This window comes from Pseudomonas sp. WS 5146 (genome assembly GCF_012985495.1).
GTDB lineage: Bacteria > Pseudomonadota > Gammaproteobacteria > Pseudomonadales > Pseudomonadaceae > Aquipseudomonas > Aquipseudomonas edaphica.
Genome location: NZ_JAAQWL010000004.1, coordinates 202814 through 229721, shown reverse-complemented (window position 1 = coordinate 229721; position 26908 = coordinate 202814). Strand labels below are relative to the sequence as shown.

General features: G+C 61.5%; 18 protein-coding genes. 11 read left to right on the top strand and 7 right to left on the bottom strand.

The annotated features are described in order from the left end of the window. Positions 1 to 111 precede the first annotated feature (111 nt). Positions 112 to 600 carry a DUF2165 family protein gene (locus tag HBO41_RS13260; RefSeq protein ID WP_169986561.1) on the bottom strand — a complete coding sequence of 163 codons (489 nt, stop codon included), beginning with the start codon at positions 598 to 600 and terminating at the stop codon, positions 112 to 114. Between the two features lie 186 nt (positions 601 to 786). Here HBO41_RS13260 and HBO41_RS13255 point away from each other — a divergent pair, with 186 nt between their 5' ends. Both HBO41_RS13255 and HBO41_RS13250 read left to right on the top strand, forming a co-directional pair. Beyond that, positions 787 to 2799: a type VI secretion system tip protein VgrG gene (locus HBO41_RS13255; protein ID WP_169986559.1), complete on the top strand. Its 2013-nt coding sequence runs from the start codon at positions 787 to 789 to the stop codon at positions 2797 to 2799. A 15-nt stretch (positions 2800 to 2814) separates the two neighbouring features. Beyond that, the gene (locus tag HBO41_RS13250; RefSeq protein ID WP_169986557.1) at positions 2815 to 3540 is read left to right on the top strand and encodes a DUF4123 domain-containing protein; all 726 of its coding nucleotides are present in this window, start codon (positions 2815 to 2817) and stop codon (positions 3538 to 3540) included. Here HBO41_RS13250 and HBO41_RS13245 read toward each other — a convergent pair. After that, entirely contained in the window at positions 3526 to 4803 is a 1278-nt protein-coding gene (locus HBO41_RS13245) for an O-acetylhomoserine aminocarboxypropyltransferase/cysteine synthase family protein (protein ID WP_169986555.1), read from the bottom strand. The genes HBO41_RS13250 and HBO41_RS13245 overlap by 15 nt on opposite strands. Positions 4804 to 5053: 250 nt before the next feature. On the opposite strand from HBO41_RS13245, the gene HBO41_RS13240 reads away from it, so the two are divergent. Beyond that, entirely contained in the window at positions 5054 to 5890 is an 837-nt protein-coding gene (locus HBO41_RS13240; RefSeq protein WP_017138523.1) for a 23S rRNA (adenine(2030)-N(6))-methyltransferase RlmJ, read from the top strand. 96 nt (positions 5891 to 5986) lie between these two features. Here HBO41_RS13240 and msrA read toward each other — a convergent pair whose 3' ends face one another. From msrA to aceE, 4 genes are all read right to left on the bottom strand, one after another. Further along, a complete protein-coding gene (msrA, locus tag HBO41_RS13235) occupies positions 5987 to 6634 on the bottom strand; it encodes a peptide-methionine (S)-S-oxide reductase MsrA (RefSeq protein WP_017138522.1) in 648 nt (215 codons plus the stop codon). A 72-nt stretch (positions 6635 to 6706) separates the two neighbouring features. Beyond that, on the bottom strand, positions 6707 to 9400 hold the full coding sequence (locus tag HBO41_RS13230) for a bifunctional diguanylate cyclase/phosphodiesterase (protein ID WP_169986553.1): 2694 nt from the start codon (positions 9398 to 9400) through the stop codon (positions 6707 to 6709). Between the two features lie 306 nt (positions 9401 to 9706). Further along, positions 9707 to 11356, bottom strand: coding sequence for a dihydrolipoyllysine-residue acetyltransferase (aceF, locus tag HBO41_RS13225; protein ID WP_099548073.1), 1650 nt, complete (start codon positions 11354 to 11356; stop codon positions 9707 to 9709). Between the two features lie 11 nt (positions 11357 to 11367). Beyond that, complete coding sequence (gene aceE, locus HBO41_RS13220) at positions 11368 to 14013, bottom strand: pyruvate dehydrogenase (acetyl-transferring), homodimeric type (protein ID WP_017138519.1); 2646 nt, start codon at positions 14011 to 14013, stop codon at positions 11368 to 11370. A gap of 383 nt (positions 14014 to 14396) precedes the next feature. On the opposite strand from aceE, the gene glnE reads away from it, so the two are divergent. From glnE to HBO41_RS13180, 8 genes are all read left to right on the top strand, one after another. Beyond that, a complete protein-coding gene (glnE, locus tag HBO41_RS13215) occupies positions 14397 to 17336 on the top strand; it encodes a bifunctional [glutamate--ammonia ligase]-adenylyl-L-tyrosine phosphorylase/[glutamate--ammonia-ligase] adenylyltransferase (protein ID WP_169986551.1) in 2940 nt (979 codons plus the stop codon). A 229-nt stretch (positions 17337 to 17565) separates the two neighbouring features. Further along, entirely contained in the window at positions 17566 to 18600 is a 1035-nt protein-coding gene (gene waaF, locus HBO41_RS13210) for a lipopolysaccharide heptosyltransferase II (protein ID WP_017138516.1), read from the top strand. A gap of 1 nt (position 18601) precedes the next feature. After that, positions 18602 to 19663 carry a lipopolysaccharide heptosyltransferase I gene (gene waaC / locus HBO41_RS13205; protein ID WP_169986549.1) on the top strand — a complete coding sequence of 354 codons (1062 nt, stop codon included), beginning with the start codon at positions 18602 to 18604 and terminating at the stop codon, positions 19661 to 19663. Further along, positions 19663 to 20787, top strand: a complete 1125-nt coding sequence (locus HBO41_RS13200; protein WP_017138514.1) for a glycosyltransferase family 4 protein — start codon at positions 19663 to 19665, stop codon at positions 20785 to 20787. The genes waaC and HBO41_RS13200 overlap by 1 nt, the downstream gene beginning before the upstream one ends. After that, the gene (rfaP, locus tag HBO41_RS13195) at positions 20784 to 21590 is read left to right on the top strand and encodes a lipopolysaccharide core heptose(I) kinase RfaP (RefSeq protein WP_017138513.1); all 807 of its coding nucleotides are present in this window, start codon (positions 20784 to 20786) and stop codon (positions 21588 to 21590) included. Before HBO41_RS13200 ends, rfaP begins: the two co-directional genes overlap by 4 nt. After that, the gene (locus HBO41_RS13190; protein WP_138817155.1) at positions 21590 to 22324 is read left to right on the top strand and encodes a lipopolysaccharide kinase InaA family protein; all 735 of its coding nucleotides are present in this window, start codon (positions 21590 to 21592) and stop codon (positions 22322 to 22324) included. The genes rfaP and HBO41_RS13190 overlap by 1 nt, the downstream gene beginning before the upstream one ends. Beyond that, positions 22321 to 23073 carry a lipopolysaccharide kinase InaA family protein gene (locus HBO41_RS13185; RefSeq protein WP_017138511.1) on the top strand — a complete coding sequence of 251 codons (753 nt, stop codon included), beginning with the start codon at positions 22321 to 22323 and terminating at the stop codon, positions 23071 to 23073. The genes HBO41_RS13190 and HBO41_RS13185 overlap by 4 nt, the downstream gene beginning before the upstream one ends. Further along, positions 23073 to 24515: a lipopolysaccharide kinase InaA family protein gene (locus tag HBO41_RS13180; protein ID WP_017138510.1), complete on the top strand. Its 1443-nt coding sequence runs from the start codon at positions 23073 to 23075 to the stop codon at positions 24513 to 24515. Before HBO41_RS13185 ends, HBO41_RS13180 begins: the two co-directional genes overlap by 1 nt. A gap of 131 nt (positions 24516 to 24646) precedes the next feature. Here HBO41_RS13180 and HBO41_RS13175 read toward each other — a convergent pair whose 3' ends face one another. Further along, positions 24647 to 26725: a TonB-dependent receptor gene (locus HBO41_RS13175; protein ID WP_169986547.1), complete on the bottom strand. Its 2079-nt coding sequence runs from the start codon at positions 26723 to 26725 to the stop codon at positions 24647 to 24649. Between the last annotated feature and the right edge of the window lie 183 nt (positions 26726 to 26908).

Genomic DNA, 26908 nt, shown 5'->3' with positions numbered 1-26908 from the left:
TAGAAAAAAGGCCCGCATCCTTAGGATAGCGGGCCTTTTTTTGATCGTTTTGATCGTTCCCATGCTCCGCGTGGGAATGCCACCCCGGACGCTCCGCGTCCCGCTGCCAGTTCAGCCAGCATCCGGCTGATTGAGAAAAATCAGCACGCCCAGGATCGCCATGTAGAACTTGAATGCCGCTTCCTGGCCGTTCCACTGATGGGACTGCCACATCAGAAACCATTCACCGCCGACCACCATAAAGCCAAAAAACCACACCACAAAGCCGAGGGTCAGGCCGGCTGTTGCACCTGCCTTGGCGCGGTTGAATTCGCTCCCGCCTGCATGCCGCGCGCGCCATAGCGATAGCACGCCCCGCGCCAGCAGTACAGCGGTGAGCGCCTCGCCGAGAATGATCAGCACGTAGGCCGCGTGCCACATCCACGGCGTCGTGATTGCCCGATACATGGCGGCGTTGTTCGGGAAGGTGGTGTCCATGCTCAACACATGTTGGACGAAGGCGAAGTTGGAGCCGTAGTCCGTGATGTTGTTGAACGCAACCAGGGTGGCGAAGGCGGCGAGGGCCAGGGTCAGGATGATTTTTGCGTAGCGGGTGGCCATGCTTTTTCCAGTGATCCGGTGAGGAGGAGCTATTACGCTAGCACGGCCTTGGCGTGCCTTCGACGCCAGATACATGAAGAATCCGGCACCCAGGGTGTAGGAGCTTACTGATTTGTCTGTGGTGTGCTCTGGTGGGTGAAAAGCTGGTGCAGAATCGCTCGCCCACCCCTTGCGGAGAGACACCGGATGTTTGCTCTTGCCAATCAAAGTGCCTTTAACCTGACCCTTGATGGGCAGCCCAGTGAACTCAAGGTTCGAGGGTTTTCGGGTGATGAATTTATCAGCCTGCCTTTTCGTTTTGACCTTGAGCTGGTGAGCGAACAACCCGACCTGGACCTCGATAGCCTCCTGCACCGTCAGGCGTTCCTGGGGTTTGATACGCAAGGGCACGGCGTTCATGGCCAGGTGTACCGGGTGGCGCAAGGCGATTCCGGCAAGCGCCTGACCCGTTACCAGATCACCCTGGTGCCGCAGTTGGCTTACCTGGAACACAGCACGCACCAGCGGATCTTTCAGAAAAAAACCGTGCCGCAGATCATTGCGCTGGCACTGGAGGCACAGGGTATCCAGGGTGATGCCTTTGCGTTTCAGCTGAGTGGGCAATACCCCGAGCGTGAGTACTGTGTTCAGTTCGGCGAAACCGATCTGGCGTTCATTCAGCGCTTGTGCGTGGAGTCGGGCATTCACTATCACTTCCAGCACAGCCCCGAACGCCATCTGTTGGTGTTTGGCGATGACCAAAGCGTGTTCACCCAGCCAGACCAAGCCACTCCCTACTCGGCCGGTTCCGCCATGGTGGCCGGGGCCCCTGCGATCAAGCACTTCATCCTGCGGTTGGAGACCCGCACCACCGGCGTAAGCGTGCGCGATTATGATTTCAAAAAGCCCGGTCTGGTCCTGGAAAGCGCGGCATCCAGCGGGCAACAGCCTGTGCTGAATGAGCAGTACTACCCTGGGCACTTCACTGATCGAGCCCATGGCAAGTACTTGGCGCAACGGGTGCTTGAGCGTCATCGCAGTGACTTTCGCCAAGCCAGCGGCAGTGGTGACCAGCCGGCCTTGTCCACTGGGCAGTTCCTGAAGATGACCGGGCACCCTCGTCCGGAATGGAATAATTTGTGGTTGGTTACCCGGTTGTACCATTCAGGGCAACAGCCTCAGGTCCTTGAGGAATCTGCGCCTGACACTTATGACGATGGCGTCTCCCCCGGCTACCACAATGAGTTTGTCGTCACACCTTGGGATGTGCCGTTTCGAACGCCGCTGATCATGTCCCGCCCGCAAATATCGGGCTACCAGAACGCAGTGGTCACCGGGCCTGCCGACGCTGAGGTCCATTGCGACGAATACGGTCGCGTCAAAGTGCAGATGGCCTGGGATCGCGACGGCGAACACAACGAGTACTCCAGTTGCTGGCTGCGGGTAGCCAGCGGCTGGGCTCACGACCGTTACGGTGCGGTGCTGATCCCGCGGGTCGGCATGGAGGTGCTGGTGGGCTTCGTCAATGGCGACGTGGATATGCCGCTGGTGATGGGCTGCCTGCCCAACGCGGCGAATCTGTTGCCCCTTGACCTGCCGGCGGAAAAGACCCGCAGCCTGTTCCGAAGCCAAAGCACCCCGGGCGGCGGAGGTTACAACGAGCTGCGTATCGAGGATCGCAAGGGCGCCGAGGAGATTTACCTGCGCGCCCAGCGCGACTGGACCCAGCACGTACTGCATGACCAGCACGTGCAGGTGGATAACCAGCGTCGGCTCAAGGTGGGTGGCGAATCGCATCACGAGCTGTTGGGTGAAGAGCAGCGCATCACCCATGGCAATCGCCTCGCGGAACTCAAGCAGGATGATCATCTGGTCGTCGCTGGCTCGCAGCAGGTGCGGGCCGGGCGGACCATCCAGATCGGCGCCGGGCAAAGCGTGGTCATCGATGCGGGCGCCAGCGTGACAATCCAGGCCGGAGGGCAATCGATCACGCTGTCGGCCGCCGGAATTTTCAGCAGTGTGCCGATCCAGGTTGGCGGTGCGCCCGCTGCCGTGCCGATGCCGTTGATGCCGGGTCTTACCGAAACGTTGTCAGCGGCTGTTGCTGCACCACTCAGTGGCGTACAGGTTGCCAGCCTCAAGCGCAGTGCGCCGTTTTGCGAGGAGTGTGAGCGCTGCAAGAACGGCCAGTGTGATATCCCCGGACACTCTCACCCTTAAATGGAATTTATCCCGATGTCTCAGTCCATGGTTCCCAGCGCCTGGCTCGCACAGTGGCCACTACAGCCCGAGGAGCGCCTCTACGCAGTGTTGGGCAGCGCCAGCGAAGCCAGGCCGCTTAATGCATGGCAAACCCTGGCACCGAGGAAATTGCCGCATTCGATATGGGCCGGTACGGCTTACGCCGAATGGGTCGACGTCATGCCTTATGTGGGCATTGTTGAGCCGGGCAGTGCCTTCCTTGATTGGGTCGCCAGCGCCGAGGCAACGGACTGGGGTTGGCTCGCGGTCTCGTCCAGCCCGCCGGAGACGGTGGCTGCGCACCTGCAAGGCCTGACCAAAGTGTGGTTGCCGGATGAGCAGGCGGTGTTTTTGCGTTTTTGGGATGGCGCTCAGTGGCTGCCCATTCTGCAGAAGCTCGGCGATGAGGCCGCACGCGTGTTGCCGGTGTTTCAGCGTTACCTGATCAATGGCCAGCCGCTGGCCGTCAGCACCGGCCCGGCCACGGCAGCCAAGGCCAGCCCATGGTGGCAAGTGCCGGCGTCGCTGCTTGAGCACTTGGCCGAGCACTCGCCGCAGGTGCTGATCGGCAACCTGCTGCAATGGCTCGAAGAACAGCGCCCGGACCTCTACACCGCGCTCAGGCCTGCGACCTTGCGGCACAAGGTCGCCTACTTTTCGCGCAGGCCCGACGTCAGCCCTCAAGCGCTGGCGGATTATCTGGCTTCAGAGTTGAGTTGAAGCCAGGGCCTGCTGCAGGTCCTCGATCAGGTCTTCAATCGCCTCGATGCCGACCGACAGGCGAATCATCTCCGGCTTCACGCCGGCCTTGGCCTGTTCCTGCTCGTTCATCTGCCGGTGAGTGGTGGACGCGGGGTGGCAGGCCAGGGATTTGGCATCGCCAATATTCACCAGCCGCTTGAAGATTTGCAGCGCATCGTAGAAACGCACGCCGGCGTCATAGCCGCCCTTCAAGCCGAATGACAGGATCGCCGAGGGTTTGCCCTGCATGTATTTCTGCGCCAAGGCGTGGTGCGGGTGGTCCGGCAGCCCGGCGTAGCTGACCCATTCCACCTCGGCGTGGCCTTGCAGGAATTGCGCAACCTTCAGCGCGTTTTCGGTATGGCGCTCCATGCGCAAGGCCAGGGTTTCCAGGCCTTGCAGCAACAAAAATGCATTCATTGGCGCCAGCGCAGCCCCGGTGTTGCGCAACGGCACGGTGCGGGTGCGGGCAATGAAGGCGGCGGGGCCGAACTTTTCCGTGTAGACCACCCCGTGGTAGGCCGGCTCCGGTTGGTTGAGGCCGGGGAATTTTTCCGGGTATCGGGTCCAGGGGAAGGTGCCGCTGTCGACGATTACACCGCCCAGGGAGTTGCCATGGCCACCCACGTACTTGGTGACCGAGTGCACCACGATGTCGGCGCCGAACTGAATCGGCTTGCACAGGATCGGCGTGGCCACGGTGTTATCCACCATCAGCGGTACGCCGCGCGCATGGGCGACATCGGCCAGGGCTTCAATGTCGATAATATTGCCTGCCGGGTTGCCGATGCTTTCGCAGTAGACCAGCTTGGTGTTGTCGTCGATCAGTTCGGCGATGGCCTGGGCAGAGTCGTCGCGGGCGAAGCGCACGTCGACGCCAAAGCTTGGCAGCAAGTGGGCGAACAAGGTGTAGGTGCCGCCGTAAAGCTGGGGCGTGGTGACGATATTGTCGCCCGCACGGGTGAGGGTCTGGATTGCATAGTTAATCGCCGCGCTACCGGCCGACACGGCCAGGGCGGCGATACCGCCTTCAAGGGCGGCAATGCGCTGCTCCAGCACGTCGTTGGTCGGGTTCATGATGCGTGTGTAGATGTTGCCGGGCACGTCCAGATTGAACAGGTCGGCGCCATGCTGGGCATTATCGAACTCGAAGGCGACGTTCTGGTAGATCGGCACGGCGACGGCCTTGGTGGTCGGGTCCGACTTGAAGCCGTGGTGCAATGCAATGGTGGCGTCTTTCATGATGCGGGTTGACCTCCTTGGATTCCAGGGTTGCCCCCAAGCAATGTGGGGGCTGGCTTGCCTGCGATGCCAGCACCGCGGTGTATGGGTAATACCGCGGTGATGCCATCGCAGGCAAGCCAGCTCCCACAGCAGCCATAGATTGTTTTCGGCAGTGCGCCTGCCTTTGCGACATAAGCACCGCCCGACACGCAGCCCTGCACCTTTGCCGCCGTAGAAGGTAAACTTCGCCCCCTGCGCAGGAGCAACCATGAATTATCGTCACGCCTTTCACGCCGGCAACCACGCCGATGTCTTCAAACACCTGACCTTGACCCGCCTCATCGCCCTGATGTCGCGCAAGGAGCAGCCGTTCGCCTACCTCGACACCCACGCCGGGATTGGCCTGTACGACTTGCAGGGCGACCAGGCCAACCGCACCGGCGAATACCTGGAAGGCATTGCGCGCCTGTGGGGCGAAAGCGACCTGCCGCCACTCACCGCCGACTACATGCGTGTGCTGCACGAGATGAACCCGGACGGCCAGCTGCGCTACTACCCAGGCTCGCCGGAGCTGGCGCGCCGCCTCACGCGGCCCCAGGACCGTGTATTGCTTAATGAGAAGCACCCGGAAGACGGCGTGCTGCTCAAGGACAACATGAAAGGCGATCGCCGGGTCAAAGTGCACTTGGGCGAAGGCTGGCATGTGCCACGTGCTTTGCTGCCAGTGCCGGAAAAACGCGCGTTGATGCTGATCGATCCGCCGTTTGAACAACTTGATGAGATGCAGCGCTGCGCGGCGTCCCTCAAGGAAGCGGTCAGCCGCATGCGCCAGACCGTCGCGGCGATCTGGTACCCGGTGAAGGACCAGCGCATGCTGCGGCGTTTCTATCAGGACCTGGCCGGCACCGGCGCGCCGAAGCTGCTGCGTGTGGAATTGCTGGTGCATCCGTTGGACACGCCCAACACCCTGACCGGCTCGGGCCTGGCGATTGCCAACCCGCCGTGGGGGCTGGAGGAGGAGCTTCGTGAGCTGCTGCCGTGGCTGTCCAAGAAACTTGGTCAGACCCAGGGTGGGTGGCAGATGGATTGGCTCATCGCTGAGTAATGAGTCGCCTGTCGGAACGCTATCGCGGGCAAGCCCGCTCCCACATTTGGAATGCATTCCAAGGTGGGAGCGGGCTTGCCCGCGATGCTTTTGGCGTCAGATAGGGCAGGTCACGCCGGTACCGCCGATGCCGCAATAGCCTTGCGGATTCTTCGCCAGGTACTGCTGGTGGTACGCCTCGGCGAAATACACCGTCGGGGCTTGTTCGATTTCAGTCGTGATCACACCCAGGCCCGCCTTGTTCAATTCAGCCTGATAGGCATCGGCGCTGGCCTTGGCCGCTTCCAGATGCTCAGGTTTCACCGCGTAGATCACCGAGCGGTATTGGGTGCCGATGTCGTTGCCCTGGCGCATGCCCTGGGTGGGGTTGTGCAACTCCCAGAACATTTTCAGCAGTTCTTCATAGCTGATCTTGTCCTGGTCAAACACAACCAGTACCACCTCGCTGTGGCCGGTCAGGCCCGAGCAGACTTCTTCGTAGGTCGGGTTCGGCGTGTAGCCACCGGCGTAACCGACCACGGTGCTGACCACGCCGTCGCGCTGCCAGAACCGCCGTTCGGCACCCCAGAAGCAACCGAGGCCGAAGATCGCAAACTCTACGTTGTCGACAAAGGGGCCAAGCAGCGGGTTGCCGTTGACGAAGTGGGTTTCGGGCAGGTTCATCGGCGTTTCACGGCCAGGCAAAGCTTGTTCTTGAGTCGGCAGCACGTTTTTGTTCACCAGAATTTCCGAGCGCAAGACCATGATCAGTCCTCTCAGTCAGATTGAGTTATGTATTAAGACAGACAGCCAGTGTGCCCGAGTGTTACAGCGCTGTCAGGCGATTGGCCCGCGCGGATAGCGTTTAAGCTTTTCCAACAGATCTGCGCCGGGGATCGGCCGGTCGAACAGGTAGCCCTGGCCCACATCGCAGCGATGGCGGCGCAGGAACGCCAGCTGTTCGGCCGTCTCGATGCCCTCGGCCACTACCTTGAGCTTGAGGTTATGGGCCATGGCGATGACCGCCGAGGTGATCTCCATGTCGTCCTGGTTGTCCGGGATTTCGTGGATAAAGCTGCGATCGATCTTGATGATGTCGATGGGGAATTTTTTCAGGTAGCTCAGCGACGAGTAGCCGGTGCCGAAGTCGTCCATGGCCAGGGTCAGGCCGAAGCTCTTGAGCTGGTCGAGTTGAAGGCGCGTGTCTTCGGTGGCTTCGAGCAGCAAGCCTTCGGTCAACTCCAGCTCCAGCAGGTTGGCCGGCAGTTGTTCTTCCTTGAGGATGGTGGCGATCGACGCCACCAGGTCCGGGTCGGAGAACTGCTTGGGCGACAGGTTGATCGCCACCTGCAGATTGCCCATGCCGCCTGCGCTCAACTGCTTGCTCATGCGGCAGGCCTGGCGCGCGATCCATTTGCCGATGGGGATGATCAACCCGGTTTCTTCGGCCACGCTGATGAACTGGTCCGGGCGGATCATGCCCTTTTCCGGGTGATTCCAGCGCAGCAGCGCTTCCATGCCCAGCAAGCGGCCGCTGCGCAGGCACAGTTTGGGCTGGTAGAACACGTCCAGCTCGTTTTGGGTCAGGGCGCGGCGCAGGTTGTTTTCCACGAACAGCTTGTAACTGGCCTCGGCGTTCAGGGCCTCGGTGAAGACCTGCACCTGATGTTTGCCGTTGGCCTTGGCCTTGTGCAGGGCCAAACCGGCGTTACGCATCAGGGTCTGTGGGTCGCGGCCGTGCAGCGGTGCACAGGCCAGGCCCACGGAGCCGGTGACGCTGATCAACTGGTTGTCGACAAACATCGGCTTGTCGAGGGTGGTCAGCAATTGGCTGGCCACCTGTTGGCCGGTCTCAAGGTCGGTATCGTCCAGCAACACCGCAAACTCGTTACTGGCAAAACGCGCCAGGCTGCCACCGGCACTCAGGCTGTTGCGCAGGCGCCGGGCCAGGCTGATCAGCAGTTTGTCACCGGTCTGGTGACCGAGGCTGTCGTTGATGCGCTTGAAGTTGTCGATGTCCACCAGCAGCAGGCTGATCGGGCTGTCGCTGTCGCGGGCGAAGCGTTCATCAAGGTTGCGAATAAACGCCGGGCGGTTGCCCAGGTTGGTCAGGTTATCGGTGTAGGCCAGGCGCTCGATACGCTGCTGCGCGAGCTTGGTCTGGGTGATGTCTTCGTAGATGCCGATGTAGTGGGTCAACTCACGGTTGTCGCCATACACCTTGGAGATCGACAGCTGGCCCCAATAGGGTTCCAGGTTTTTGCGCCGGCTCTTGAATTCACCCTGCCAGCTGTTGCTCTTGGCCAGGCTCGACGGCGCGTCGAACAGCAGTTCGCTGAGGTTTTCCAGGGCCGGCAACTGTGCCAGGCGGTGGCCGTGGACTTCTTCGGCACTGTACTGGGTGATCGCGGTAAAGCTTGGGTTGACGTACTCCACCACGCCGTCGCAATTGACCAGCAGAAAGGCGTTGGCGCTTTGTTCCACCGCGCGCTGGAACAGGTGCAAGGCGCTGGTGGCGGTGCGGCGGTTGTGGTTATTGATCACTTGCGCGAACTGGTCCGCCAGCTCGCCGGCAAAGGCGATCTCATCCGACTGCCAGGCACGCGAGCTGCCACTTTGCTCCAGGCACAACACACCGACGACCTGACCATCTACGCGGATGCTGGCGTCGAGCATGGCGTGGACGTCCTTGGCGCGCAGGCTCTCGGCCATTTCCCGGGTGCGCGGGTCACGCATCGCGTGGGTGGCGTCGATGGCACGGCTCGAATGCAGGGCTTCCAGGTAATCCGGGAAGTTGCTGGCGTCAATCGCTTCGGGCAAGTGGTGCTGCTGGTCTTCGCGGTGGTAGGCCGAGATCGGCACCAGGCGCTGGCCTTCGAGGTTCCAGATGCTGGCGCAGTCGATCTGGTAGATATCGCAGGCACTGCGGGTGATCAGCTCGGCGGCTTCTTGCAGCGAATTCGGCGTGGTGTAGCGCTGGCGCGCCAGCAGCAGGATCAGCTCCTGTTGGGCGCGTACCCGTTCAAGGTGCTGCAACTGTTCCTGCTGGGCACGCTGGTTGAGTTCCAGGGCAATCTGCAGGCGGCTGTTCTGGTTTTCCAGGTCGGCGGTCGGGGCGGCGGTGGGGATTTCGCTGAACAGGCCGTCGACCACCATCAGGTAGCCGCGCAACAGGTGGCGATTGTGTTGTTTATACGCCTCGCCCATCTCCAGCAGGCTCAATGGCCCATCGTTGGTGTGCAGGGTGTAGCGCACCAGGTAATGCGGGCTATGGGCCAACTGCTGCTGGATGGTGTCGTGCAGTTGATAGCGCGCCTGGGGTTCCATCAGGCTGGCGTAGGGGGTGCCGATCAAGGCGCACAGTTCCACCGCCGGCAGGCCGAATTGGCGCTCGCAATTGGGGTCCAGGTACAGCAGCGCCCAGCTTGCCTCATTAAGCCGCTCGAAACGCAGCATACCGAGGCGCGAAGGCACCGGTAATTGCGTCACTACCTCGGCCGCCATACGGGCGACATCGGGTTGGCTTTTCATGGGGGAAACTCGCTTGGGAAGATGCGCACGGCGCCGGGCTCACGCCCTCTTTACTGTCACCTGCGGCAAGGTTGCATCATGCAGCACGCACTGACAAGAGAGGATGAAGGCTAAGTGCTATAACCCTGTTATCGGCCGCGTGGGGGATTTCTGCAATCGGGGTGATGGAAGGTGTACAAACCTGTTTTGCGTGTTCAACAGACACCCAAAAAAAGCCCCGCCAAGTGGCGGGGTTGAGGTACGAGCGTGGCGCTCGGAAATCGGTAGTGCCAGGCCTCCCCGGTGACAGGGAGGCCCGTTTGAGGCTTATAGCAAGATGGTGCGGATGTCGTTGAGCAGTTGGCTCAGACGCTGCGTGAAGCGGGCAGCAGCAGCGCCGTTGATCACACGGTGATCGTAGGACAACGACAGCGGCAGCATCAGCTTCGGCTGGAACGCTTTACCGTCCCACACAGGCTGGATAGTGGCCTTGGACACACCCAGGATCGCCACTTCCGGCGCGTTGACGATTGGCGTGAAGCCAGTACCGCCAATGTGACCGAGGCTGGAGATCGTGAAGCAAGCGCCTTGCATGTCGTCGGCGGTGAGCTTCTTGTCGCGGGCCTTGGCAGCCAGCGCAGCAGCTTCAGCGGCGAGTTGCAGCAGGCTCTTCTGATCAACGTTCTTGATCACAGGAACCAGCAGGCCGTCCGGGGTATCCACGGCGAAACCTACGTTCACGTACTTCTTGCGAATGATCGCCTTGCCGCTTGGTGCCAGCGAACTGTTGAAGTCCGGCAGCTCCTTGAGCAGGTGCGCGCACGCCTTGAGCAACAGTGGCAGCACGGTCAGTTTCACACCGGCTTTTTCGGCCACGGCTTTCTGCGCAACGCGGAACGCTTCCAGGTCGGTGATATCGGCCTGGTCGAACTGAGTCACGTGCGGGATGTTCAGCCAGCTGCGGTGCAGGCTCGACGCGCCGATTTGCATCAGGCGGGTCATCGGCACTTCTTCGGTTTCGCCGAAGCGGCTGAAGTCCACGACCGGGATCGGTGGAATGCCCGAGCCGCCCGTAGCAGCGCCGGCAGCCGGAGCTTCCTTGGCTTTCTGCATCATGGCTTTGACGTACACCTGCACGTCTTCTTTGAGCACACGACCGTGCGGGCCGGTGGCCGACACAGCGTTGAGCTCAACGCCGAACTCACGGGCCAGCTGACGCACGGCAGGGCCGGCGTGAACCTTGGCACCGCTTGGCGCAGGTGCAGGCGCAGCCGCCGGAGCCGGTGCGGCCTCGGCTTTTGCAGCAGGTGCAGGAGCGGCAGCCGCCGGAGCAGCTTCAGCCTTGGCAGCCGGAGCAGCAGCCGGTGCTGGCGCAGCAGCAGGTGCAGCGCCTTGTACTTTGAGCTTGAGGATGAAGTCGCCAGTGCCGACTTCGTCTTCCAGCTTGACCGCGATGCTTTCCACTACGCCGGCAGCCGGCGATGGGATTTCCATGGAGGCCTTGTCGGACTCCAGGGTGATCAGTGACTGGTCGGCTTCGACGGTGTCGCCGACCTTGACCAGCAGCTCGATGATCTTGGCCTTGCCCGACGAGCCGATGTCCGGAACATGAATGTCCTGGACAGTGGCAGCGGCCGGAGCAGCAGCCGGGGCCGCAGGGGCCTCGGCAGCAGCAGGTTTTTCAGCGGCAGGTGCGGGTGCAGCAGCGGCAGCCGGGGCTGGCGCAGGGGCCGCATCAGCGGCGCCTTCGATTTCCAGTTCCAGCAGTTCGTCGCCTTCTTTCAGGCGGTCGCCCAGCTTCACTTTCAGGCTCTTGACCACGCCGGCCTTGGGAGCAGGGATTTCCATGCTCGCCTTGTCCGACTCCAGGGTCAGGATGCTCTGGTCGGCTTCGACGGTGTCGCCGACCTTCACAAACAGCTCGATTACTTCACCTTCACCGCTGCCGATGTCAGGTACGCGAATGAGTTCGCTCACAAAAAATCTCCTCAGCAGTCCAGTGGGTTGCGTTTTTCCGGGTTGATCCCGAACTTGACGATAGCGTCAGCCACCACCTTAGGTTCGATCTCACCACGGTCAGCCAAGGCTTCCAGGGCTGCCAACACCACGAAGTGACGGTCAACTTCGAAGAAGTGACGCAGCTTTTTGCGGCTGTCACTGCGGCCGAAACCGTCGGTGCCCAGGACTTTGAATTCCTTGGACGGGACCCACTGGCGAATCTGTTCAGCAAACAGCTTCATGTAGTCGGTAGAGGCAATGACTGGACCTTTACGGCCGGCCAGGCACTCTTCGACGTAGCTCTTGGCTGGTTTCTGACCTGGGTGCAGGCGGTTGTTGCGCTCGACTGCCAGGCCGTCGCGACGCAGTTCGTTGAAGCTGGTAACGCTCCACACGTCAGCGCCGACGTTGAACTCTTCACGCAGGATCTTCGCCGCTTCACGCACTTCACGCAGGATGGTGCCGGAGCCCATCAGCTGCACGTGGTGCGCCGCTTCCTTGGTGTCTTCTTCGAGCAGGTACATGCCCTTGATGATGCCTTCCTCAACACCGGCCGGCATGGCTGGCTGCTGGTAGGACTCGTTCATCACAGTGATGTAGTAGAAAACGTCCTGCTGCTCTTCGGTCATCTTCTTCATGCCGTCCTGGATGATCACCGCCAGCTCATAGCCGTAGGTTGGATCAAAGGTGCGGCAGTTCGGGATGGTGGCAGCCAGGATGTGGCTGTGACCGTCTTCGTGTTGCAGGCCTTCGCCGTTCAGCGTGGTCCGGCCGGCGGTGCCGCCGATCAGGAAGCCACGGGTACGGCTGTCGCCTGCTGCCCATGCCAGGTCGCCGATACGCTGGAAGCCGAACATCGAGTAGAAGATGTAGAACGGCAGCATCGGCTGGTTGTGGCTGGAGTACGAAGTACCGGCAGCGATGAAGGAGCTCATGGCGCCCGCTTCGTTGATGCCTTCTTCGAGGATCTGGCCCTTCTTGTCTTCCTTGTAGAACATCACCTGGTCTTTATCGACTGGCTCGTAGAGCTGGCCGACGGAGGAGTAGATGCCCAACTGACGGAACATGCCTTCCATACCGAAGGTACGGGCTTCGTCCGGGATGATCGGGACGATGCGCGAACCGATTTCCTTGTCCTTGACCAGCTGCGCCAGGATGCGCACGAAAGCCATGGTGGTGGAGATTTCACGGTCGCCCGAGCCGTCCAGGATAGCCTTGAGGGTATCGAGTGGCGGAGTCGGGATGTCGAAAGACTTGGCGCGGCGCTGTGGCACGAAACCGCCCAGTGCAGTGCGACGCTCGCTGAGGTAGCGGGCTTCGGCGCTGTTTGGCTCCGGCTTGAAGAACGGCAGGTTTTCCAGCTCTTCATCCTTGACCGGGATGTCGAAGCGATCGCGGAACAGCTTCAGGCTTTCAACATCAACTTTCTTGGTGTTGTGCGCAGTGTTCTTCGCTTCGCCGGCACCGGTGCCATAACCTTTGATGGTCTTGGCCAGGATGACAGTCGGTTGTTCTTTGTGGTTGACCGCTTCGTGGTACGCCGCGTAGACCTTGTACGGGTCGTGGCCGCCACGGTTGAGTTTCCAGATCTCGTCGTCGGACAGGTCTGCAACCATTGCCTTGAGTTCAGGCGTGTTGAAGAAGTGTTCACGTACGAACGCGCCGTCTTTGGCTTTGTAGTTCTGGTACTCGCCGTCGATGACTTCGTCCATGCGACGTTGCAGGATACCGTCGACGTCCTTGGCCAGCAGTGGGTCCCAGAAACGGCCCCAGATGACTTTGGTCACGTTCCACTGAGCACCGCGGAACACGCCTTCGAGTTCCTGGATGATCTTGCCGTTGCCGCGAACCGGGCCGTCGAGGCGCTGCAGGTTGCAGTTGATGACGAAGATCAGGTTGTCGAGCTTCTCGCGGCCGGCCAGGGAGATGGCGCCCAGGGATTCCGGCTCGTCACACTCGCCGTCGCCCAGGAAGCACCAGACTTTCTGCTTGCCTTCAGGGATGAAGCCACGGGCTTCCAGGTACTTCATGAAGCGTGCCTGGTAGATCGCCTGGATCGGGCCAAGGCCCATGGATACTGTCGGGAACTGCCAGAAATCAGGCATCAGCCAAGGGTGCGGGTACGACGACAGGCCGTTACCGTCCACTTCCTGGCGGAAGTTGTTCATGTGTTCTTCGGTGATGCGGCCTTCCATGAACGCACGGGCATAGACGCCTGGCGAGGTGTGGCCCTGGAAGTAGATCAGGTCGCCGCCGTGTTCGTCGGTCGGGGCCTGGAAGAAGTAGTTGAAGCCGATGTCATACAGGGTTGCGCTGGAAGCGAAGCTGGAGATGTGACCGCCCAGGTCAGAATCTTTCAAGTTCGTGCGCATTACCATCGCCATGGCGTTCCAACGTACCAGCGAGCGAATGCGGCGTTCCATGAACAGGTCGCCAGGCATGCGTGCTTCGTGGGTAACGGGGATGGTGTTGCGGTATGGCGTGGTGATGGCGTAAGGCAATTGCGAGCCGCTGCGGGTCGCGAGTTCGCCCATACGGGTCATCAAATAATGAGCACGGTCTTCGCCTTCTTTGTCGAGAACCGATTCCAGGGCGTCCAGCCATTCCTGGGTTTCGACGGGATCGAGGTCTTGCATGGCTTGCTCCAGGGCGGAAAGGCTACCAGAATCGGTTGCCTGAAGTTTGCGACTGGCCTTGTGGGCAGACGACATAAATTCTTGGATGGCCGAAGGTTGCTTCGGCGTCCTGTAGTTTTACTACAAATCGTCGGCCATTTCAGCCTTTCGAATGTATATACGAGTAGTAAAACTACACAAGACTGAGCGTATGGCTCGGTCTGGCTGGTGAGCATAATCGTTATTGTTGATCATTTGCGAACAAGAAAAGGTGAAAGTTTGATGCTGGCTGCCAAGATGAAATTAATTTCAGCTATTTCTAACCTTTGTTCGACAGTCCTTCACCAAGCGTGGTTCTTGCCTTCACAACCACATGCCTTTCGCGCGCCGATCAAGGATAGACCATGAGCCTTCCAACGCTGGCCGAACTGCCGGCCATTCTCTTGCCTTTTGCCCAGCGGGCCGAGCAGTCATTTCGTGACGCAGTGGCCGCGCTGGACGCCGATCATGGACTTTCTGCGTGGACGCCGCAACGGTGGGCCGACTTTGCCCGGGTGTGCGCCGCCAGTGATTTCGTCATTGAACAGAGTGTTCGTGACCCTTTGATGTTGCTTGAACTGGTGGCCTGGGGCGAGCTGGACCGCGGCTTTGCGCCCGGTGAGCTGTGCAGTCAGATCGCCGGTGCCGTGCAACAGGCCGAAACAGAAGATGAGTTGGGCCGGGTGCTGCGCCGCCAACGCACGCGTCAGCAAGTGCGCATTATCTGGCGCGACCTGACCCGACAGGCGGACCTGGTGCAAACCTGTCGCGACCTTTCCGACATGGCCGACGCCAGCATCGACCAGGCTTACCAGTGGCTGTACCAGCGCCACTGCGTACAGTTCGGCACGCCCACTGGCCGGCGCAGCGGCGAAGCCCAGCACATGGTCATCCTCGGCATGGGCAAGCTCGGCGCGGTGGAGTTGAACCTGTCATCGGACATCGACCTGATCTTCGCTTACCCCGAAGGCGGCGAGACGGTGGGCGTGAAGCGCGCGCTGGACAACCAGGAGTTTTTCATTCGACTTGGTCAAAAACTGATCAAGGCGCTCGACCCGATGACGGTCGATGGTTTTGTGTTCCGTGTCGACATGCGCCTGCGGCCCTATGGTTCAGCCGGTGCGTTGGTGCTCAGCTTCAATGCGCTGGAGCAGTACTACCAGGATCAGGGCCGCGACTGGGAACGCTACGCCATGATCAAGGCGCGCGTGGTGGCCGGCGACCAGGTGGCCGGCGCGCAATTGCTGGATATGCTGCGCCCGTTCGTTTACCGCCGTTACCTGGATTTTTCTGCGATTGAAGCATTGCGCACCATGAAACAGCTGATCCAGCAGGAAGTGCGGCGCAAGGGCATGGCCGAGAATATCAAGCTGGGCTCGGGCGGCATCCGCGAGGTGGAATTTATCGCCCAGGCGTTCCAGTTGATCCACGGTGGCCGCGACCTGAGCCTGCAGCAGCGGCCGTTGCTGATGGTGCTCGGCACGCTGGAAGGCCAGGGCTACTTGCCGCCTGCGGTGATCGCCGAACTGCGCAATGGCTATGAATTCCTGCGCTATACCGAGCACGCGATCCAGGCGATTGCCGACCGTCAGACGCAAATGCTGCCGGACAGCCCCGAAGATCAGGCGCGCATTGCCTTTATGCTGGGCTTTGTCGACTGGGCCGCGTTCCATGAGCGCCTGATGTATTGGCGTGGCCGGGTGGACTGGCACTTCCGTCAGGTGATTGCTGATCCTGACGAAGAAGAAGGCGAAGAAAGCGAGCTGGTGGTGGGCGGGGAGTGGTTACCGTTGTGGGAAGAGTCCCAGGACGAAGACGCCGCTTGTCGCCAACTGGCCGAGGGTGGTTTTACTGACGCGTCCAAAGCCCTCAAAGCCCTGGCTGGCCTGCGTGGCAGCCCGCAGTTGCGCGCCATGCAGCGCCTCGGTCGCGAGCGGCTCGACGCCTTTATCCCGCGCCTGCTGGCCCAGGCCGTCGAGCACGCCAACCCGGACCTGGTGCTCGAGCGCGTGCTGCCGCTGGTGGAGGCTGTGGCGCGACGTTCTGCTTACCTGGTGCTGCTGACCCAAAACCCCGATGCCCTGCGCCGCTTGTTGACGCTGTGCGCCGCCAGCCCGTGGATTGCCGAGCAAATCACGCGCTTCCCGCTGCTGCTCGATGAGTTGCTCAACGAAGGCCGCCTGTTCAAGCCACCTTTGGCGCCGGAGCTCGCCGCTGAGCTGCGTGAGCGCCTCACACGCATCCCCGAAGATGACCTTGAACAACAGATGGAGGCCTTGCGTCACTTCAAACTGGCCCACCGCCTGCGTGTAGCCGCTTCGGAAATCGCCGGCAGCCTGCCGTTGATGAAGGTCAGCGACTATTTGACCTGGCTCGCCGAAGCTATCCTCGAACAAGTGCTGGCCCTGGCCTGGCGCCAGACGGTCGCCCGTCATGGCTCACCGCAGCGCGTGGACGGCAGCCTGTGCGACCCGGGGTTCATCATTGTGGGTTACGGGAAAGTCGGCGGCATCGAGCTGGGGCATGGCTCGGACCTTGACCTGGTGTTCATCCACGACGGAGATCCCCAGGCCGAGACCGATGGCGCCAAACCCATCGACGGCGCGCAGTTCTTTACGCGTCTGGGCCAGCGGATCATTCACCTGCTCACCACCCAGACCAACTCCGGCCAATTGTATGAAGTGGACATGCGCCTGCGACCTTCCGGCGCCTCCGGTTTGCTGGTCAGCTCGTTGGGGGCGTTTGAGCGCTACCAGGAAAATGAAGCCTGGACTTGGGAGCATCAGGCCCTGATCCGCGCGCGGGTGCTGGTGGGCAGTCAGGATGTGGGCCATGCGTTCGAGCAGGTACGCGCTAACGTACTGGGGCGTGAACGTGACTTGGCGAAGCTGCGCCAGGAGGTCAGCGAGATGCGCGCCAAGATGCGCGATAACCTGGGCACCAAGGCGACGGCTGCCGGGACGGGGGCGAACGCCTTCGAGCCGACGACCGTGTTCGACCTCAAGCAAGACGCCGGTGGTATCGTCGATATTGAATTTATGGTGCAATACGCGGCTTTGGCGTGGTCTGCGCAACATCCATCGTTGCTGCGCTATACCGACAATATCCGCATTCTGGAAGGCCTGGAGCAGGTCGGGCTGATGCCCGCTGCCGATGCCCATCTGCTGCGGGAGGTGTATAAGGCCTACCGTTCCGCCGCGCACCGCCAGGCCTTGCAAAACGAGGCCGGCACGGTAGCCGGGGATCAGTTCGCCGACGAACGGCGCCAGGTGAAGCGAATCTGGAATGAACTGGGGTTAAGCTGAAACTCGATTAAATGTGGGATGCCAATCTAATGTGGACACACAGCTTTGTGTGGGAGCCGGGCTTGCCCGCGATGCAGACGCCTCGGTTTATCAGTGATACCGAGTTGATGCCTTCGCAGGCAAGCCAGCTCCCACATAAGCCAGCTCTGACACAAAGTGGCTACCGTGACCTACAGTAAATAACGATGCGGGGAGGCATAAGCCTCCCCGCATCGTTTGTGGAAACTACATGAATATTCTGATCGTTGGGCCTAGTTGGGTCGGTGACATGGTGATGGCGCAGACACTGTTCCAGTGCCTCAAGCAACGTCATCCCGACTGCCAAATCGACGTGCTCGCCCCTGAGTGGAGCCGGCCGATCCTCGAGCGCATGCCCGAAGTGCGCACGGCCTTGAGCTTCCCGCTCGGCCATGGCGCCCTTGAATTGGCGACGCGCCGACGCATCGGTAAATCCATGGTCGGCCAGTACGACCAGGCGATTTTGCTGCCCAACTCGCTCAAGTCGGCGTTGGTGCCGTACTTTGCCGGCATCCCCAAGCGTACCGGCTGGCGCGGCGAGTTTCGCTACGTGTTGCTTAATGACGTGCGCACCCTCGACAAGGCGCGCTACCCGCTGATGATCGAACGTTTCATGGCGCTGGCCTACGAGCCCGGCGCCGAGTTGCCCACGCCGTACCCGCGCCCGAGCCTGCAGATCGATCCGGTGAGCCGTGACGCGGCGCTGGCCAAGTTCGGCCTGGCGCTTGACCGTCCAGTGCTGGCGCTGTGCCCCGGCGCCGAGTTTGGCGAGTCCAAGCGCTGGCCGTCGGAGCATTACGCCAAAGTCGCCGAGATGAAGATTCGCGAAGGCTGGCAGGTGTGGCTGTTTGGTTCGAAGAAGGATCACCCGGTCGGCGAAGACATTCGCCAGCGCCTGATCCCCGGCCTGCGTGAAGAAGCGGTGAACCTCAGTGGCGACACGTCGCTGGCCGAGGCTATCGATTTACTCTCCTGCGCCGATTCGGTGGTGTCCAACGACTCCGGCCTGATGCACGTGGCGGCCGCGCTGAACCGCCCCTTGGTGGCGGTGTATGGCTCGACGTCGCCCGGTTTTACCCCGCCTTTGGCCGACAAGGTTGAGGTGGTGCGCCTGGGCCTGGATTGCAGCCCGTGCTTTGAGCGTACCTGCCGTTTTGGCCATTACAACTGCATGCGTCAGTTGCTGCCGCAGCCAGTGAATGAAGCCTTGCAGCGGTTGCAGGGTTCCGCGGTCGAGGTTCGCTAGTTTGCGCGTATTGGTAGTCAAGACCTCATCCCTGGGCGATGTGATCCACGCCTTGCCGGCACTGACCGACGCGGCGCGGGCGATCCCTGGCATCCGCTTTGACTGGGTGGTGGAAGAAGGCTTTGCCGAGATTCCCACCTGGCACCCAGCCGTGGACAAAGTGATCCCGGTGGCGATTCGTCGCTGGCGCAAGAACATCTGGCAAACCATCAAGAGCGGTGAATGGCGGCGCTTCAAGCAGAGCGTGCAGTCGACCAAATACGATTTGGTGATCGATGCCCAAGGGCTGCTCAAAAGCGCCTGGCTGACGCGCTATGTACGCGCGCCGGTGGCCGGTTTTGATAAGAATTCTGCCCGTGAACCGATGGCTGCGCGTTTCTACTCGCGCCGGCTGGCCGTGGCCCGTGGGCAGCATGCGGTAGAACGCTTGCGCCAGCTGTTCGCCGTGGCGTTGGGTTATGACTTGCCCAAAGGCCTGGGCGATTACGGCCTGAGCGTCGACAAGTTGCTCGGCCTGCCGCCGAAAAAACCCTTTGTACTGCTGCTGCATGGCACCACCTGGGACACCAAGCACTGGCCCGAAGCCTACTGGCGTGAGCTGGCCGAACACATGGGCCGCCTGGGTGTGGACGTGAAATTGCCATGGGGCAATGCCGCCGAAAAGGCCCGCGCCGAGCGTCTGGCCCAAGGCCTGCAAAACGCCGAAGTGCTGCCCAAACTCAACCTGGCCGGCGTCGCCCGTGTGCTGGCCGGTGCCCGCGCCTGTGTGGCGGTGGACACGGGCCTGGGCCACTTGGCCGCTGCGCTGGACGTGCCGACCATCTCCCTGTTCGGTCCCACCAACCCGGGCCTGACGGGCGCCTACGGCAAAGGCCAGATTCACTTGGCCAGCGACTTCCCATGCGCACCGTGCCTGCAAAAAACCTGTACCTATCAACCGACGGCCGACGACCTGCGTCGGTTCGACATCACGCGCGAGTCGCCCCTGTGCTTCACGCGCTTGAATCCTGAGCGTGTGGCAAACCGACTGAGCACGTTGTTATTGGCTGAGGAGCTGCACTGATGCAACTGGCTTTTGTTTTGTACAAATATTTCCCCTTCGGTGGCCTGCAGCGCGACTTCATGCGCATCGCCCTGGAGTGCCAGCAGCGCGGCCATACGATTCGGGTCTACACGCTGATCTGGGAAGGCGAGATTCCGCCCGGCTTTGAAGTGCTGGTGGCGCCGGTCAAGGCGTTCTTCAACCATCGGCGCAACGAGAAACTGTTGGCCTGGATGGAAGCTGACCTGGCCAAGCGCCCGGTGGACCGTTTGATCGGTTTTAACAAAATGCCCGGCCTGGACGTGTACTACGCCGCCGACGGCTGCTTTGAAGACAAGGCGCAAAACCTGCGTCACTCGCTGTACAAAAGCTTTGGCCGTTACAAGCACTTTGCCGAGTACGAACGTGCGGTGTTCGCCAAAGACGCCAAGACCGAAGTGTTGATGATCTCCGAAGTGCAGCAACCGCTGTTCATTAAGCATTACGACACGCCGCTGGAGCGCTTCCACCTGCTGCCGCCGGGCATTGCCCAGGACCGCCGCGCGCCGCCAAATGCGGCCGAAATCCGCGAAGGTTTCCGCAAGGAGTTCAACCTGCGCGACGACGAGTTGCTGCTGGTACAAATCGGTTCCGGCTTCAAGACCAAGGGCGTCGACCGCAGCCTCAAGGCCGTGGCCGCGCTACCGACCGAGCTTAAAAAACGTACGCGCCTGTTTGTAATCGGCCAGGACGACCCCAAAGTATTCCAGTTGCAGAGCGCCACGTTGGGGCTGGGCGATAACGTGCAGTTCCTCAAGGGCCGCAGCGATATCCCGCGTTTCCTGCTGGGCGCCGACCTGTTGATTCACCCGGCGTACAACGAAAATACCGGTACCGTGTTGCTCGAAGCCCTGGTGGCCGGGTTGCCGGTGCTGGTCTCGGCGGTGTGTGGGTATGCCCACTACATTGGCGAAGCCGACAGCGGGCTGGTGCTGGATGAGCCGTTTGAACAAGCGCAGCTCAACCAGTACCTCACGCACATGCTTACCGACACTGCACAGCGCGCGGCCTGGGGCCGTAATGGTTTGGCCTTCGCCGAGACGGCCGACCTCTACAGCATGCCGCAGCACGCGGCAGATGTGATTCTGGCGGAGCCGAAACGATGAAGTTGATTCTTGCCGAACCGTTCAAGACCTTATGGGCCGGGCGTGACGCCTTTGCCGAAGTCGAGAAACTGCAAGGCCAGGTATTTCGTGAACTGGCGGCGCGTCGCACCTTGCGTACCGAGGTGGAGGGCCGCCCGTATTTCGTGAAAATCCACCGTGGCATCGGTTGGGGCGAGATCTTCAAGAACCTGATCACCGCCAAGCTGCCGGTGCTGGGTGCCGGCCTGGAATGGTCGGCCATCCACCGCTTGCAGGAACTGGGTGTGCCGACCATGACCGGCGTGGCCTTCGGTGAAAAAGGCAGCAACCCGGCCGACCAGCACTCGTTCATCATCACCGAAGAACTGGCCCCGACCATCAGCCTGGAAGACCTGACCGTCAACTGGGTGGCCGAGCCGCCGGCACCGGCATTGCGCCATGCGCTCACCGCTGAACTGGCGCGCATGGTCGGCGACATGCACCGTGGCGGCGTCAATCACCGCGACTGCTACCTGTGCCACTTCCTGCTGGATACGTCCCGGCCGATCGATGCGCGCACCATCAAGCTTTCAGTGATCGACCTGCACCGTGCCCAATTGCGTGCCCATCTGCCGCTGCGCTGGCGCGACAAGGACTTGTCCGCGCTGTACTACTCGGCGCTGGACATCGGCCTGACTCAGCGCGACAAACTGCGCTTTCTCAAAGGCTACTTCCGCCAGCCGCTGCGCCAGATCCTGGCCGAGCAGTCGGCGTCCCTGAGCTTGTTGCAGCGCAAGGCCGACAAGCTGTATGCGCGCAAGCAACGCCTGGGGGATGCGATCTGATGGCGGGTTGGAACCTGGAACCTGCTTACGCCGCCCTGGCGGATGACTTTGGTAGCCTGGAGGCGGTGTTTGCCTTGCAGGGTGAGCGACTGACGCGCGACCCCTTGTCGGAAGTGATTCGGGTGGAGCGTGGCGGGGTCAATTACTACGTCAAACGCTACGTAGGCGCCGGCAAAGGCTTGCGCCGTTACCTGGGCAAACCTCGGGTGAAGTCCGAATGGCAGAACCTCAAGCGCTTCGCCAAGTGGGGGATTCCCACCGCCGACGTGGTGGCCTGGGGCCTTGAGCGCAAGGGTTTGGCCTATGCGCGCGGGGCGATGATTACCCGCGAGCTGCCCAAGACCGAAGACCTGTCGGTGCTGGCCGATCGTAACGATCCGTGCTTGAAAGACCCCCAGTGGGTCAACGTGATCAGCCGTCAGCTCGCCGAATACACGCGCACGATGCATGAACACCGCTTTACCCATAACGACTTGAAGTGGCGCAACCTGCTGGTTGACGATAACCGTACGCTGTACCTGATCGATTGCCCGAACGGCGATTTCTGGCGCGGTTTCTGGCTCAAGTACCGTATTACCAAGGACCTGGCCTGCCTGGATAAAGTCGCCAAGTATCACTTGTCGGCCACCCAGCGCCTGCGTTTCTACATGCAATACCGCCAACGTACGCACCTGACGGCTTCGGACAAACAGCGAATCCGTCACGTGGTGAAGTTTTTCGAGGGGCGCGAATGACTGATTTCCTGGCGGCCGATGATCGCGCATTGCTTGCGCGCCACGGCCTGGCTGACTTCGATGCGCTGTGGGCCAGGCAACTGGACGCGGTGGATGAACCCAATACCAGCGACGGCGGCTGGAGCAGCGTGTTTCGCCTGGAGCTTGATGGCCAGGGTTACTACCTCAAGCGCCAGAGCAACTACCTGACGCGCACGCTCAGCAAGCCGTTTGGCGAGCCGACGTTTGCCCGCGAGTTCCGTAATATCAGCCGCTACCGGAAGCTGGGCATTCCGGCGTTGCAGGCGGCGTTTTTCGGTGAGCGCAAGGTTGAAGGCGAGCGCCGCGCGATGTTGCTGACCCGAGCCCTGGATGGCTGGAATGACCTGGATTCACTGCTCGAACAATGGCCGCAGCTGAGTGACGACCAGCACCGTGCGATCTTGCTGGCCTGTGGTCAGCTGGCGCGCCACCTGCACAGCGTAGGGCAAGTGCATGGCTGTTTTTACCCCAAGCATATTTTCCTGCAACCGCTCGGAGACGGTTATGCCGCGCAGTTGATCGACCTGGAGAAAACCCGCCCGCTGCTGTTCGGCCGGCGTGATCGGATCAAGGACCTGGAGCCGTTGCTGCGCCGCGCGCCGCAGTGGTCGGATGCGCAAGTGCGGCAACTGCTGGCGGCGTATCTGGACCAGCCTGAAGACAGTGCGCTGGTGGGCGCCTGGTTCGAGCGCCTGACGGCCCGGCGCAGCCACAAGGAGAAGCGCTGATGCGCTTGTCCGAACTGAAAAAAGCCGGCCGCACGCCTGAGCTGCCGCTGACCCTCGAGTTGGCCGACGCCGCAGGCACCGGCCAGCTGCAACTGCTTAACCTGTTGCGCGTGTTGCCGGGCGAACGCTATGTGGGCGCCGCCGTCTGGCGCGGCCGTCCGGTGTTGGCCAAATTGCTGGTGGGCAGCAAGGCGGCGCGGCATTTTCAGCGTGAACTCAGCGGCGTGCGCCTGCTGGCCGAGCAGGGCCTGACCACGCCACAGTTGCTGGCCGATGGCTTGCAGGAAGGCGAGGGCGGCTGGCTGCTGTTTGAGTTTATCGAAGGCGCCGAAAGCCTTGCCGATGCCTGGCAGGCGGTCGAAGGGTTGCCGCCTTTGGCGGACGAGCAAACGGCTGTGCTCGCAGAGGCGTTGGGCGCAATTGCGCAGATGCACGCCAAAGGCCTGTGGCAAGAAGACCTGCACCTGGACAACCTGCTGCGCCAGGACGGCAAGCTGTACCTGATTGATGGCGCCGGGATTCGTGTTGAAGCGGCGGGCAAGCCGTTGTCGCGCAACCGGGTGCTGGAAAACCTTGGCGTGTTCTTCGCCCAGTTGCCGAAAAACCTCGAGCCGTTCACCGAAGAGTTGCTGGTGTACTACCTGCTGGGCAACGGCGAGCACGCCTTGCCGCTGGAAGCCCTGGAAAAACAGGTGCGTAAGGTCAGCGCCTGGCGCTTGAAAGACTTTTTGAACAAGGTCGGCCGTGAATGCACGCTGTTCAGCGTGGTGCGTGGCGCCTTTGCCTTGCGTGCGATTCGTCGTGAGGAAGAGGCGGCAATGCTGCCGGTGCTGGAGCAGGCCGACGCGCTGCTCGACCAAGGCCATTTGTACAAAACCGGTGGTGCGGCCACCGTCGCCAAGGTCGAAGCGGGCGGGCGGCCACTGGTGATCAAGCGCTATAACATCAAGGGGTTTGCCCATTGGCTCAAGCGCTTCTGGCGCCCCAGCCGGGCCTGGCATTCGTGGCGCGAGGGCAACCGCCTGGCGTTCCTTGGCATCGCCACGCCCAAGCCGCTGGCGGTGTTGGAAAAACGCTTTTTGTGGCTGCGCAGCCGGGCTTACCTGGTGACTGAATACCTGCCGGGGCCGGACATCATCGAGCGTTTTGCGCCGTATGTTGAGAAAGGCGATGCGCCCGAGAATGAACTGCTGGCCCTGGACCACTTGTTCGCCGAGCTGATCCGCGAGCGCATCAGCCATGGTGATTTCAAGGGCCATAACCTGTTCTGGGCCGAGGATCGCTGGGCGTTGATCGACCTGGACGCCATGTGTCAGCACAGCTCGGTCGCAAGCTTCGCGCCGGCATTCGCCAAGGACCGCGCGCGGTTTATGCGTAACTGGCCTGAGAGCAGTGCGCTGTACCAGCTTATAGATCAGCGTTTGCCCAAACAGGTGCAATGATCGTTCCCACGCTCAGCGTGGGAATGCCGCCCCGGACGCTCTGCGTCCCGCTCCTCAAGCCCCGTGCAAGGTGACGCGGAGCGTCACGGGATGCATTCCCACGCGGAGCGTGGGAACGATCAGTCCGATACTCAGAACTGGTATTCAGCCCCGGCCCCCGCATACCACGACCTTCCCGGCGCCGCCTCGTAGTAACGGAAGTTGCCGTCCCCAACAATTACCGAACCGACATACTGGCGATCCAGCAAGTTATCCAGGCGCACCGTCTGGTGAAAGGTCCAGTGCTCCACCTTTTGTTCGAAGCGCGCCCGCCAGTTGAACACGCTGTAGCCCGGCGCGGCGCGTTGCTGGTTGGTGTCTTCGACGTAAACCTTGCTGCGGTACATGCCTTCGAGGGCGGTGCTGACCCAGTCGCGGGGTTTCCAGTTCAGCTCGGCGAAGAGCGTGGTTTGCGGTACGCCGGGCAGGTAGTTGCCTTTGTCCACAGGCTTGCCGCCGCCCATGAAATCGCTGTCATAGGTGGCTTGCAGGCGGGTATAGGCGAGGTTGGTGCTCCATTGTTCCGAGAGCTGGCTTTCGATGCCCAGTTCGAAGCCTCGGCGCAAGGTGCGGCCGGCGTTCTGGTAGGTAGTGCGGCCGTCCTTGGATGACAGCACCACCAGTTCGTCGTCAGTGGTGATTTGAAACAGGGCCGCGTTGACACGCGTGTCCTGGCCTATCTTTGCCTTCAAGCCGACTTCAAATTGTTTGCTGACTGACGGCTTCAAGGCGAAGTTGAAGCCATTTGAAGTGGTCGAATACGCCGACTCGGCCTGGGTCGGGGTTTCGAAGCCTTTGCCCGCGCTCACATAGCCATGCAGGTCCGGCGTGAAGGCGTACATCACGCTGACCGAAGGCGTGTTCTTCTGGTAGGTCTTGCTGCCACTGTCATTGCCGTCGCTTGTGAAGTGGTCGTCCACCTCCATTTTCATGCTGCTGTGGCGCAGGCCGGCTTGCAGGGTCCAGTCGCCCAGCAGCCAGTTGGCTTGCACGAACGGGTCGATGCTGGTGGCGGTGTCGAGTTCGTCACGGCCCAGGGCGCCTTTGACACCGTGCACGCCGTCCAGGGTGTTGGAATAACCTTGGCGGTCATCCTGGCTGCGGTCGTAATCGAGGCCGGTGATCAGGGTCAGCTCGCCGGGGGCGCTGGTGATCGGTTGCAGCCAATGCACCGAACCGCCGTAGAATTTACGGTCGAAGTCCACCACGCCGCCGCGCTTGTCAGAGGCGGTGCCGCCTGGAATCGACAGGTACTGAATCACGCTCCTGCGGCCGGTGTACGCATTCACCTGCAACGTCGCATCACCGATGTAGCGTTCGTAATTCAGGCCCAACTGCTGGTGATCGATGCTTTTTCGCGTGTTGTACTGCAGTGCAGCCGGCGCTACCGAGCGCGGATCGGCCTTGTAGGCTGCCCAGGTTTGCCCCAGCGGATCCTTCGTGCCGTTTTGCTCCAGGCTGCTATAGATCAGCGCCAACTTGCTGTCTTCGTCCGGTTGGAAGTTGAGCTTGGCGAAGGTCTGGTCACGACGGGCGCTGCTGTGGTCGCGGTAGCCATCGGTGTCCATGCGTGAAGCGTCGAGCACAAAACCTGCGCCGTTCGCCGCGCCTTCGGCGGTGAGGTGGTTTTTGCTCATGCCGTCGCTGCCCACCAGGGTTTCGGCGCCGATGCGCGGCGGGCCTTCGCCGTCGCGGGAAAACATCTGGATCACGCCGCCGGCATTGCTGCCATACAAGGTGGCGGCCGGGCCGCGCAGCACTTCAATGCGCTCGGCGGTGTCGAGGTTGAAGGTGGCCGCCTGGCCCTGGCCGTCCGGAGTGCTGGCCGGGATGCCGTCGGCGATCAACTTGAGGCCGCGTACGCCAAACGCCGAGCGCGCGCCGAAGCCGCGCGAGGAGATCTGCAGGTCCTGGGCATAGTTCTGGCGGTTTTGTACCACCAGGCCCGGTACGCGCGACAGGGCTTCGGAGGCGTTGATGCCGAGTTGGCCGTCGCTGATTTGCGCGTGGCTGATGCTGTCCACCGAGTACGGCAGGTCGAAAGTCGGGCTGGCGCTGCGCGAGCCGGTGACCACGCTGGGGTCGAGGACCAAAGTGGCATCGTCGGCCAGGACGGTGCTGCTCAAGCCGAGCAGCAGCAGGGCAAGGGGAACGGGTGGGGGTGTATTCATCGGGAAGCCGGATCAGTGGCGCGACGCAAGGGATAGACGTCGGCGCAAGAAAAGCGCGAGTTTAACGGCTCCCTCCTGCTTTTGCCGAAGAAGAAGACTCCTACGCCGTTTTGAGCTTCGAGTTATCTGTCAGTCGCCGGCCATAATGGTAGGTTCTCGCCTTTCCAACGATTAGAGGCAACC